The organism is Pseudoalteromonas sp. PAST1 (assembly GCF_021532515.1).
Classification (GTDB): Bacteria; Pseudomonadota; Gammaproteobacteria; order Enterobacterales; family Alteromonadaceae; genus Pseudoalteromonas; species Pseudoalteromonas simplex.
In genome coordinates this window covers 1-13262 of sequence record NZ_JAKGBH010000041.1, presented here as the reverse complement: position 1 = coordinate 13262, position 13262 = coordinate 1, and the positions used below count along the sequence as shown (strand labels likewise).

Here is a 13262-nt window from a genome sequence, read left to right as displayed (position 1 = left end):
ACACACAATACAGGTGAGCTAATAAAACTCACCTGTTGATACTCTATCACACATCTCTCCTTGCCATATCTTCTACTAACTTAGGTATCAATTGTTCAATTGAGTCTAGTTGAGTGCCTATATCTAAATTACCTTTCTCAGCTACCACCTCAATATCAGAAAATATTTCTCTTAGTTTGTTAGCACTAATTTCACCACACATCCCTTTTAACGCATGCGCTATTTGACGGACCTCTTCACTATTCCCTTGTTTGTGTTGCTCTATTAGTTCCTGCACTTTAATAGGTGCTTTTACAACAAACACTTCACAAATTTTGTTTAGTAAGACTTCTTTATTTAATAATCGTGCAAGGGCTTGTTCGCGGTCCCAGAGCTTTTCTTCTTCGAGTTCATTAGCAGCAAGAGGCATTGCTTTAGATTGTCCCTCGTAGCTTGATAACGACCATTTGACGACCTTTTCTAATACTTTAACTGCCTCAATTGGCTTACTCACATAATCACTCATCCCCACAGCTAAGCATTTTTCCTTTTCACCAGCCATAGCGCTTGCGGTCATTGCAATGATAGGAATATCAATAAACGAATCTCCTGCTTTTCCTGTGCGTATTTTTTCACATACTTGATAACCATCTAAAATTGGCATTTGGCAATCCATCAGTATGCAGTTTATTTGCTTCTCATTTGTGTTGAAGTGATTTAAAAGTTCAAGTGCATCTTGTCCATTACTTGCTGTTAAAATATTTATAGGCAGCTCATCTAATGCGCCTTTAGCAACTTCAATGTTGATTTCGTTATCATCGACAATCAATACCGTACAATCTTTTAATTGCTCAATGACATCATCTGAAAGTTCAAAGCCGCTGGTTTCAGAAAGTAGATATAATGGCTCACTTTTTGGCACTTCGTAGCCAGCTACTTGCACCAGCTCTGTTTGGGTTATAGGTTTAGTGATTTGAGATACTTTTGATGCAATACCTTTAGGGAGTGGATTTCCTGGTTGATGAAACGTTATAAATTGAGCACTTTTGTTATTTTCGCTTAAAACTTCAATGATTGAACCTATGTTATTAGTAGTATCATCTTCATAGTCTAAGAACACGTAGTCAAAAGCTTTGCTTTTATGTGCACCAAGTTCCGCCATAGAGCATGTGCTGACAATACCTCCCTGTAAACTGATTGCCTTATCTAAAACTTCCCAAATATTCTGATTACTGCTCGCCACCAAAATTGCTTTATTCTCGTAACATTTTTCAGGAACCTGAATGCTTTCTGCATTGCAGCGAACTTTAATATTGAAGGTGAAAACACTGCCTTGGTTTAACGTTGAACTTACAGAAATGTCTCCATCCATTAATTGGCATAATTGTTTACAAATAGACAAGCCAAGTCCAGTCCCCCCAAACTTTTCTGATATTGCAGTACTTGCCTGCTGAAATGCATCAAATAATTGTCCTTGTGTACTAGGCGCGATCCCTATTCCCGTATCTTGGACCTTCACTTTTAAATTATGTGTACCTTCTGATATGCGCTCAGAACTAACAATGACTTTGATATAGCCTTTGTCAGTAAATTTTATCGCATTACTGATTAAGTTATTTAAAATTTGGGTGAGTCTGAGCGGATCTGTTTTAACATTCTCACAGTTTAAGTCACTGGTATCTAAATATACATTTAATCCTTTATCAAAGGCTCGAATAGCACTCGATTCAACTAATCTTTCAATTAGCAGTTGTAAATTGATTGTTTTAAGATTTAGATCCAGTTTACCTGCTTCGATCTTTGATAAATCAAGTATGTCATTAATTAATAGATTTAAATTTGACGCACTTAGATCCATCATTTCAACAAGGTTTCGTGATTTATCAGACAACTCTTCTCGTTTTAAAATATTTAAAGTACCAATGACTCCATTAAGCGGAGTACGAAGCTCATGGCTTATATTCGATATGAAAGCACTTTTTATATCGCTATGCTTGATAGCATCATCTTTGGCCTCAGCAAGCGCTTGAGTACGCTTTCTAACTTTCGCTTCAAGCTCTGTATTTAATCGTTTTACTTTTATCTCTGCATCTTTTTCTTTTGTTATATCTCTAATAATTAAAGCAAGCCCTATTAAGGTATTGTGTTCAGAAAAAACAGGGCTAACAGATATAGCGTAATGAAGCGTTGTTTCGCCAAACTGTTCAGATAATTCATCTTTAATTTGTGATTTAGAGCTTTTAATATCAGTTACGTAGGTGTGGATTGGTAATTTTGAGAGAAACTCAACATCTTTGGCTAGCTTCCCTAATGCTGTCACTTTAGAAATTGATAACAAACGCTCCGCCGTATTATTTACACTTGTTAACTCACCATCTAAATTTAACCCAACGATTGCATCGATAGACCCATCAACTATTGCAGAGGCTTCTCTGCGAGCTTCTGCTAATAACTGACTTCTTGTCGCATTTCGATAAAACATGATTAATAACACAGAGGTTAAAGCTATGACTGCAACTAAAAAACTGTATGTAATGATACGCTTCTTATTAATCAATGCTTCTATATGTTTATCAGGAACTAGAAGACTAAAGTTTATATACCCATACTTATTACCTGGTCTTGTTTGTACCTTTTCCGAATGAACATAAAACTGTAATTCAGGGTTAAGTTTTGGTTCTACCGTATACAATCCCTGATATTGTATTTTCTGCTTGTAAAGTTTATCCCACGTTATGTCAGGATTTAAGTCTCGTGAAAATTGATATTCTTCAATAGGATGGTAGACAAAGTCACCTTCAGAGCTACTAATGATTAACTCCGAGTAATCGAAAACTGTATGTTTAAGATTATTAATGAGTGCATTCGCATTTACATTCATAATTAAAAATGCATACCGCTTTCCTTTATCACTAAAAATGGGAATAGAAAAACGTAACATTGGCTGGTAGGGAAAAACCACTTCACCAAATTCTTTATTTAATGTAAGTGGCGACATGTAAATTTGATTCGTTTCAAGCTGAGAGCTTGGTAAAAAGTATGGCTCACCGCTTTTAGCTTGCAATGAGTAATCAGGTACAGCCTCTACAGATGCACCTACCCTTTGCACGCGTATTAACTCTTTACCCTCGGCTGTAACAGCGACAATACGAAGTTGCTCAACTGCAAGGTTATTTTCCATAAAGCCAATAAATATGGTTTCTAGACGCTCTTTCCATTGGTTGTATGTAGTACCATCGTATGGATCAATTCCATCATTAAATTCAGCTCTTGGTAATCCCGATATAGGGGGGGTTGAGTATAAAAAGCGGAGATCTGATTTTGACTCAGCAATTGAACTAGTTACTATTTCTTTTAAGCGCTCTTGTGTCTCAGTAAACTCTTGATCAATTGACCCTAAAACATCACTTTTAACGTGTCCTTCAAAAAAATAAACTGCAAATAAGGCAAAAATAAAAAACACAAAGGAAACTATTGTTAAAAATACCTTCGAACCAACTAAACTTGCACCACCTTTATTATAAATATCCATACTATGTCCGCTTAATATTTGTTCTACACCACTTTAGCAAGATAGACCTCAAAGCGTCATACTCGAGTGGCTTTGCGATATAATCATCCATTCCGGCATCAAAACAGCGCTGCTTATCTGCACTTAATACATTAGCAGTTAAAGCAATAATTGGTGTATGTTTGAAAGCAGAAAACTCTCTAATTTTTACAGTGGCTTGCGGACCATCTAATACTGGCATTTGCATATCCATAAAGATAATATCAAATACACCTAGTTCACATTGTTCAACAGCTTCCTGACCATTGTTTGCCATATTTATAGAGGTAATATTAAATTCATTGAGCATCGCTTCAATCACTATCTGATTAATGTCATTATCTTCGACAACAAGCGCATTAATATTCGATAAATCTATATCTTCTTTAGGTGTAGTTAATGAAGCATCTTTATGATCTAAGTCCATTGAAGATAGTGTGCGCTTTGCTAACAGAGAAAAATAAAAATGAGATCCTTCTCCTAGTGCACTTTCGACTTGTAGAGGTGCTTCCATCAAATCTAATAATTTATTTGATATAGTGAGGCCCAACCCTGTACCACCAAAACGTCTTGTAATAGACGTATCTGCCTGAGAAAATGCTTCAAATAGTGTATTCAAGTGTTCACTTGCAATCCCGATCCCTGTGTCTGATACATTAAACGTAAGCTTTACTTCATCAAACCCAATCTCTTGTATGTTTACAGTTAACGAAACGCTTCCTCTCTCTGTGAACTTAACAGCGTTACCCAGTAAATTTATCAATACCTGCTTTAAGCGCGTTTCATCGGCCAAAAAAGTCAGTTTTTCAACTTCCGGAGTTGTAGAGATATAAAGCTGAATATTCTTACTAGCTGCTTGCTCCTGAAATAGGTGTTTTAGCTCCTCTAAAAGATAGCTTAAATCTACTGGTTCAGACTCAAGTTCAATTTTTGAAGCCTCAATTTTACTCAAATCAAGAATGTCGTTAATAATCACTAATAAGCTAGCACCTGAAGACTGTATGAGGTGTAGCATTTTGCTTTGTTCTTGTGTGAGTGTCGTGCGGCTCATCTGGCGAGCCATGCCTAAAATACCATTCATAGGTGTTCTAATTTCATGGCTCATGTTTGCTAGAAACTCTGACTTAACTTTTGTTGTATGCTCAGCGCTTTGCTTCGCTTCAGATAGATCTTTACTTAGTTCTCTAAACTTATTAGCTGCCTTGGCTAAAATACCAATTTCATCCTTTCGTTTTAAATCATAGATCGGTGCTTCCAAATCCCCATCTAAGAAATGTGTGAAGCTATTTGTTAAGCGTTTTATCCCTCGTGTAATTTGCAGGTGAAAAAATAAAGATAGAGCGACAATGTATATAACAACCATTAAAGCAAGTACATTTAAAATGCTTTCTGTCATTGAAACCGTTTTTTGAGCATCCAGTTTTATTTGTTTTAGTTGAGTTAACGAATCTTCCCTTAAACTATTTGCAAGCGTACTAAATTCAATTGCATCTCCAGCCATTACTACATTTACTAAGCTTAAATAGTTTCGATTAGCCTGAACACTTTTTGAAAAAGTTTTTCGATAGCTATTAGACAAAGCGATCATATTTTTAAATTTAGGTTTATCTGCAACATTTTTAGATAGCGTGTTCAGTATTTTTTCAACTTCAGCTCTTTTGGCATAATCTTTTTTTGTTAAGAATTGATAAGCATCACGATGCAGCATGTGCCATAGGTTAAGATACTCTGTAACAAACAACTTCTCATTTGTATCAGTAGCCTTAGCTTTTAAATTTTCAAGAAGTGAAACTGCATTCAAATAAACTTGGGGTAATTCTTTTTCAATTAATTCATTCCGTTGTGTAAAACGAAGTGTCAGTACTTTTAAATTAGCGCCATAACGACTTACAAGCTCCGCCATACCATTAAGATGAATTTGAATACTTTCTGCACCTTTTCCTACATTAATTTCAGCTAATCGCTTTTCAATACTGTCATAATTTACCATGATTTTTTTAAAAACGGGGGCACTACCTGATGCACCATAAACTGAAATATCCCTTTGCATCTCAACAATATCTTTATTAATTTTTAAAATATCCACAGCATAGTTGCTAATCTTACCAATGTTATCGAAAGAGTCCTCAATCGTTTTAAGCCTTTGATTCATAATCAAATAACTCGTGCTCATAGCAACTAAGACAAGCACCATTGCTAGCGACATTTTGACTGCAAGAGATTTTGAAAAAAAACTTAACAATTTACTTCCTTATGCGTTAAGTAGTTCATACCACTTATCTAAACTGTAGTCATAATTTGGCATCACAGTATTCCAAACCGCAATATTCGAAAACCGTTTAATATAACTGCCACCATCCCTTATTTCGCCTGCTTTAATAGATACTTTTCCATCTGTTCCCTTCAAGTCAGTTGATGCTTCTTGTCCTTCATACCAATAGTTCCACTCAGGTTTAGACATAAGCGGTTGGCTACGACTAGGGTTAGAAATGTAATATCCTTGCCTTGCTATAAATGCACCTGGGTAGCCAGATAACCACCAGTTCATATACTCATACGCAGCATCTTTAACATGCCCATGGGTATTTTTTGATAAACACATAACTCCATGCCATGCTCTGTAACCTTCTTTTGGCGATGCATAAGTTACTGGAATGCCTTGCCCGTTTAGCGCACTGACACCTGGTGAGAACATACTTTGAATGGTCACTCGGTTCATTTTCATAAAATCAACAGATTGCGGTACTGACGTCCAAAAACCTGAAAAATGACCTTGCCGTTTCTTTTCAAATAAAATGGCAAATAATTGGTCAATCTCGGCAATAGTCATATTGCCGAAATCATTAAATTTCATTAATCCTTTAGCTTGAGCAGCGAGAGCAGCGTCAAAAATGCCTATTGTTGGTGCATTCACTAATGCTACTTTCCCTCTATTCTTTTCATCTAATAACCATGCCCAAGATTCTGTTTCGTAGGGAATACCTTTTTCAATAACATTCGTGTTATAGCCAAATGAATCGACATTATGTACATAAGGCATGAAGCTAATTAATTTGGATGGTGTTTCTCCTAACGAACCATCCGGCTGTGCGTAAAGAAGCTTATTTGGTGAATCGCCTGCGCCTAACTTTGCATCTGGTACAATTTTGCCAGTCTTGGTAAGTGGGTTTATTTCATCCCAATAAACGAGTCTATCAACCTCGATTGGCTGAATTGCATCTGCTTGCCACAAAATATTAATAGAGTCAGACCATTGCTCAAACAAATCAAAAGAACTAGGGTCTGCTGCTGCTTTTTGTAAAACGGCGGCACTCCCCATAGGCGTAAACTCGATGTTTATACCTAGCTCGCGTATTGCTCTCTGTCTAAGCTCTTCTTGCAACGTAACATGTGTTCCCATTACACGAAGGGTTACTTTGTTCTTTGCAAAAACATAAGGGGCTTTAAACGCAAGTGTTGATGCCGCAGCACCAACACCGAGTGTTTTTAGAAAGTCTCGACGCTTTTGGGAATGTTCCATTGTATTTCTTGGTAAGTTAACAATCTCCAAAGTATAGGCTATGTTTCTGAGGTTTCTACAAAAAGCAGTAAGAAAAGTCTAAATCAATCACAAAAACTAAGCCTAAAACAGTTTCGCCCATCACTTTTAGCCGCATAAAGCGCTTTATCTGCGCAATTAATCAACTCGCCTAAGCTCACCTTATTTTGGTGCTCATAGATAACCCCACCGATACTAACTGTAGCGCGGCCCCATAAAGACTTAACATGTGGGATATTAATTGCCTCAAGCTCTGCTGAAATACGATCACATATGAATTTAACGCCGTCGAAGTCAGTGAATGGCAGTATGACAAGAAACTCCTCGCCACCATATCGTATTGCTATATCTTGAGGTCTTTGAATAGATCGCTCAATAACATCAGCAATTATTTTTAGGCAAGCATCTCCTTGCGGATGCCCGTATTGATCGTTGTATAATTTAAAGTAGTCGATATCCAGCATTAGCAAGCTGAACGGTTTCCTCTCTCTTGAAGTCTGTTTAAAAACGTTTGCAACTTCTAAATCCAAATAGTGACGGTTAAATAAGCCTGTCAACGAATCTTTATAAGTAAGCTGTAATAGTTTTTCTAATCGAAGCTTATTCTCTAAGTGATTTTTTGTACGATGTATCAACGTGGATGCTGTGATGGGTTTACCAATAAAATCGCTAGCTCCGGCTTCCCAGCATGCATTTTGACACCCTGTATCGTAATTCGAAGTGATGAAAATTATTGGGATATTTTCGAATGTAGCTTTAGCCTTAAGTCGCCTACATATATCCAGACCACTTATATCCGGTAAATTAATATCTAGTAAAATCAAATCTGGAAGTAAATCCTCACATGCTTCTAAAACAGCCTGACCAGAAGAGTATGCATCCACGAAAAAATGATCTTCTAAAATAACACCTAGACTTAACCTGGCCATCTCATCATCATCAACAATGAATACTTTACACTGTGATAATGGCTTTAGACTTAAGAGCATAATATTCCTTCAGCTTTACTGGTTTGAATTAGTTTATCAGCGTTGTCGAAGTTCAATGGCTTACTAAGTAAATAACCTTGGCCTATTTGACAGCCAAGTTCTTGCAGTCTGTCTTTTTGCTCAGAAGTTTCTATCCCTTCAGCCACAATTTGGAGTTTTAAAGAGTGAGCCAGTTCAATTATAGCAGTAACAATATTAAATGCTTGAGCATCAACAAGCATATCACGCACAAAAGACCGATCTATTTTTAGCACATCCAATGGGAACATCCTTAAATATGAAAGGCTGGAATACCCAGTTCCAAAGTCGTCAAGAGCAATACTGACCCCCATACCAGAGATAAGCTTTAATTGACTTACAGTATAATCAAAATTTTCAATCAAGGCCGACTCTGTCACTTCTAACTCTAAATAACGACTTGGTAATTGGGTTCTTTCAAGAATTTCGGCGACAGTGTCTACAAGTTTAGTATCTGTGAATTGTTTAGCAGATATATTTACTGCTACTTTAATAGGCAGACCTTTATCAAGCCAAGTTTTCGCTGCAATACAGCTCTTTTCAAGAACTTGTTCTCCTAAGCGAAAAATAAGCCCCGTTTCTTCTGCATACTCAATAAAGTGAACAGGAGAAATAAAGCCACCTTGCCCATCTTTTAAACGAACCAAGCTTTCTACACCAATCAGTGTGTCAGTGTTTAAATCATATTTAGGCTGATAGTGAACATCGAGGTCATTCGCATCGAGCGCTTTTCTTAACTTATTTCCAACCTCAAGACGCCTATTCATTTCAACTTGTAAATCATCACTAAAGTAGAAATAACTATTAGCAGATTCTTTTTTTGCTTTATACATTGCTGAGTCTGCATGACGAAGCATTTCTTCAACACTTGTAGCATCATCGGGATACACACTTATCCCCAAGCTTGCAGAGAGAATATGTTGTTCACCACCAGACCTAAATGGCTTGCTAATAACACTAAGAACCTGACTGACTAATGGCTCTAGACTTAATGAGTTAAAAGTATGAGGAACGACGAGTGCGAACTCATCTCCACCGACACGTGCAACTGTAATATCATTACATGCGAATCGGTCCAAGCTGTGACCAATATGGGCAATTATCTCATCACCGACATGGTGCCCTAATGCATCATTAATAAATTTAAATTTATCTAGGTCAAGTAACATTAAACTTAACTTAGTATCATTGAAATCTGCTCGGGCGATACCTTGCGTGAGCCTATCGTGAAGTAATACTCTATTTGGTAGTGATGTTAATTGGTCATGATGAGATAGATATGTCATCTGCATCGACATAGCTAAAGCTTCGCTTACATCTTGAAACACCATAACAGCACCACATTGATTATGGTTTTTATCAAGAATTGGAGCGGCACTGTCTTCGACTCGATGCTCTATGCCTTGCTTACTGATCAATTGCGTATTTAAAGCCATAGCGACAGGTCTATTTTCTTTTAATGCAACAGATAGAGGGTTAATCGACGGTTTTTTAGTTGTCGCATCGCATAACTTCATGACTTCTTCAATATGGCGACCTTTCGCCGCAGTTTGTGACCACCCTGTTAGTCTTTGTGCTACAGGGTTCATGTACACAATATTTGCGTTTTTATCCGTAGAAATAACTGCATCCGCAATCGAATCTATCGTAATTCTCAACTGCTCTTTTTCAGCAAATAGTTCTTCTTGTGTTAGCTGTAATACTTTTTCTTGCGTTTTGATTTTTATATGATTTTCAATACGAATTCGACAGAGTCTGAGGTTTAGCGGTTTAGAAATAAAGTCTATCGCGCCTAAAGATAAGGCTTTTTCTTCAATCGCAGGATCGCTGTGAGACGTAATAACAACAGTTCTAATATGTGCCAGAGTTGGCTTTTGCTGTATCACTTCTAAAATGTCAAAACCACTTACTGTAGGCATTTCTAAATCAAGGATTAAAATGTCTGGTTTAGTTTTTTCAATCAGCTGTAATGCTTCAGAGCTGTTATTAGAAGTTGAAATATTTCCGACTCCGTCTAAAGCATGTTCTAACTGTAAGGTATTAATCTCTTCATCATCTATGATAAGAACACTGCAATTGTCCATTAAGGGTCCCCTCAATACTTTGTACCTACTAACAATAACGCTAAAACAGTAAATTTGCGACACACTTTTTTATTAGTCTTAAAATATTATTTTTTTGTATATTAAACTGGTTCTTTGTAATTATTAGCTAGTTTTTAATTAATGTGTAAGTAATACTATTAACTATGTAATAAAACAAAATGGATAATTTAGGAAGGTATTTTGAAACATTATTACATTAACGATAACGCCCAAAACACAGGTGAACATTAAGTACATACAGAGTCATGCCCGTACTTCAACTTGATAAAAGACCGCACTGATTTAGGTTTCTTTCATAGTTGCAAAGATGCAGTAGAGAAAGCAAAAACCAAATATTCAAATGTTGATGGATGTAAGCATTGTTGCTTGCTTTGCAATACTCGATAGAAAAATTTATAACTGAGAGACTGACTTGATTTAGTCACATTGTTCAGTCTCTCTCAAGTTGTGATAGCTAAATTAAAGGTTTGTTTTAAATTGACCTACAGCCTCAACGACTTCTTTTGCGCCTTTTTGAATGTCATCGATTACATTCCCTGCACTATTAGATAAATCCAAAGCATCTTTGGCTTCTACTAAACTAGCTTCAATTTGGGTTACAGCGTCCTGAGTAAGTACTTTGTTTTCTGCAACCACACTAATTATTTGCTCTGTAGCTAAACTCGTTCTTGATGCTAATTGTCTTACTTCGTCTGCGACAACTGAAAAACCACGTCCTTGCTCACCCGCTCTTGCAGCCTCTATTGCAGCATTAAGTGCTAATAAGTTTGTTTGATCTGCTATTCCTTTAATACTTTCAACCAATTGAGAGACTTTTGCTGATTGTACATCAAGTTTATTAATGCCTTCGCTCGCAGTTTCAAGTTTCTTAGAAAGCGCATTCATAGTTGAGATAGTTTGCTTTACAACACCTAAACCATTTTCTGCATCAGAGTCAGTTTGTTTTGAGATATCGTAAGCAATGCCAGCTGTTTCTGAAATAGCTTGCTCTCTTCTCATTTGTTCTGTAATGACAGTCGCGAACTTAGCAACTTTATATAAATCTCCATTTTCATCATGAATAGGGTTATAAGAAGCTTCAAGCCATACTTCATTGCCATAACTATCTATTCTTTTAAAGCGGTCAGAGATAAAGCGCCCCCCCTTTAACTTTGACCAAAACTCTTTGTAAGTCTTTGAATTTGCCTCTTCTAGATCGCAAAAGATACTATGGTGCTTACCTAGTATTTGGCTTTTAGAGTACCCCATTGCATTTAAAAAATTATCGTTAGCACTCAGAATTATTCCATCTAGTGTAAACTCGATTACAGCTGATGAACGACTAAGAGCTGCAAGCATATCTTCTTTATCTCTCGAATGAGATATAGTACGAGTGAGTTCAGATGAGAAAACAGCGATATCCTCATTTACAGGTTGAACGATACTTCTAAGCCACAGCTCTCTGTCAGTTTTCGTTTTTAACTGTAAAGCACCATGCCAATGGTTAGTTTTCTTAAGTGCTGACAAGAATTTTTGTGTATGAGGTTTATTTAATGACTTTTTTAAAATCAAGTCTTCAATACTTGCGCCTTTTAGATCCTCAACTTCACTTTCAATTGCCGCAGCAAAGCGATGGTTAGCTTCTAGGATATACCCACTTTTACTTAATAAAAAATACAGCATCTCTTCTTTCAGTTCCTGCTTAATATTTTCATACTCAGCAGTTTGCTCTTTTAGATAAGCAATTTCAGATAACAATTTTTTATTTGTAAACCACATTAGGTAGCTTCCCTTTTTTAGAGTTAACTCAAGATTTGAGTTTCAGAACCAATAGTTTAGAAAGAAAACACGATAAATCACAATAAAGACTAGTCTAATTGAACATTGTATTTTTATGTTCAATTTAACATTCTGAATAAAAAGACATGCTATTACTGTAAAACTAACAAAACCTACTGTAACATTGCAAGTTAACCTAAATTTAACATAACAATAAATATGTAGCTTATTCTTTAAGAATAATTAGTCGCCGATTGGAATTTTCGGTCTTTCAAAAATTAATGCCTTTTTCTGTAATTGCGACAAAGAAACTTTTCTATCCCCAACGCCAAGTAGCTTAACCGACTCCCCCCAATTTGCTGTACAATACTTAACATCATTCTTGATAATCGCTAACCAACTTGAAGCTCTACGGGTACTTACATCAAAGTGCTTAGCAAGTTTTTTACTGTGAAGTATTCTCCATTTTCAAGCATATATTCGGCTGCATCATTTACTGATAACATAAGGCCCTCCAAATAGTTCATTCATTTGCAAGCATAGGTGGTCTGGCAAACAGCAAAGCTTGTTTTTGTAAACTTCTCATGCTGGATTTTCTGCCATATATAGCAACCACTTTTACTTTGCTATTCGGGACACCAGTATCAACCGTCTTATACTTATTGGTTGTACGGATGTTATATAGAAGTGCACTCGCTTTATTTGCTGAAATAGAAAGTGCTTTCCCGAGAGAATGGGCTGTATAAAACTCACCTGTCTCTAACATTAATTCAGCTGCTTTTTCTGTCGATGCCATTGTGAACTACTCGCGCCTAAAGGCATCGAGCTTCCAAGATAATAGCCTAAGCTACTAACCTTTCTTTTTTGACGCTTCGTTGGACACCGCTAGTCGAGCTTTTGACTCGGCTAGTCTTACGATTGCCTCCACGTCCACTATCTGCTTGAGTTATTAGAACTCCATCGCCAGACAACACCGTTCCAGTGTCTAATATTAGGTTAATTGCCCGTTTCTTTATGACCTTTGATGCGTTGTTATCTGCATTGTCAGTATTGCCACAGTTACCGCACACAAATAGCTCTTGTGATTTACGGTTGTCGGGGTGAGTGTGATCGCATTTAGCGCACTCCTGACTGGTATGCGGGGCGGGTATTTTGAAGACGGCTTTTCCTGCTTGGTAGGCCTTGTATTTGGTGTAAGTCTCTATGATGTGCCAGCCAACGTTTAAAATAGACTTGTTTAGCCCAGCCTTTTGTTTGGCTTTGTTTGACACATACCGACCTTGTTCATCCTGCTTCGCCTTTGGCTTGCGCGTCATGCTTGAGGT

The 13262-nt window shown here is 36.9% G+C and carries 8 protein-coding genes; all 8 read right to left on the bottom strand.

Annotated elements, in window-relative coordinates; all coding sequences use genetic code 11:
• Positions 1-46: 46 nt before the first annotated feature.
• Positions 47-3511 (bottom strand): ATP-binding protein, encoded by a 3465-nt coding sequence (locus L1272_RS17280; RefSeq protein WP_235373948.1) that lies wholly within the window; start codon positions 3509-3511, stop codon positions 47-49.
• 1 nt (position 3512) lies between these two features.
• Positions 3513-5771, bottom strand: a complete 2259-nt coding sequence (locus tag L1272_RS17275) for an ATP-binding protein (RefSeq protein WP_235373947.1) — start codon at positions 5769-5771, stop codon at positions 3513-3515.
• 9 nt (positions 5772-5780) lie between these two features.
• On the bottom strand, positions 5781-7049 hold the full coding sequence (locus tag L1272_RS17270; RefSeq protein ID WP_235373946.1) for an ABC transporter substrate-binding protein: 1269 nt from the start codon (positions 7047-7049) through the stop codon (positions 5781-5783).
• Positions 7050-7132: 83 nt separating this feature from the next.
• A complete protein-coding gene (locus L1272_RS17265) occupies positions 7133-8056 on the bottom strand; it encodes a GGDEF domain-containing response regulator (RefSeq protein ID WP_235373945.1) in 924 nt (307 codons plus the stop codon).
• Complete coding sequence (locus L1272_RS17260) at positions 8047-10158, bottom strand: GGDEF/EAL domain-containing response regulator (protein ID WP_235373944.1); 2112 nt, start codon at positions 10156-10158, stop codon at positions 8047-8049. Before L1272_RS17260 ends, L1272_RS17265 begins: the two co-directional genes overlap by 10 nt.
• Positions 10159-10638: 480 nt before the next feature.
• The gene (locus tag L1272_RS17255; protein ID WP_199524954.1) at positions 10639-11937 is read right to left on the bottom strand and encodes a methyl-accepting chemotaxis protein; all 1299 of its coding nucleotides are present in this window, start codon (positions 11935-11937) and stop codon (positions 10639-10641) included.
• Positions 11938-12460: 523 nt separating this feature from the next.
• A complete protein-coding gene (locus tag L1272_RS17250) occupies positions 12461-12733 on the bottom strand; it encodes a hypothetical protein (RefSeq protein ID WP_235373943.1) in 273 nt (90 codons plus the stop codon).
• Between the two features lie 46 nt (positions 12734-12779).
• The coding region (locus tag L1272_RS17245; protein ID WP_235373942.1) for a transposase at positions 12780-13262 on the bottom strand (483 nt) is incomplete at its 5' end.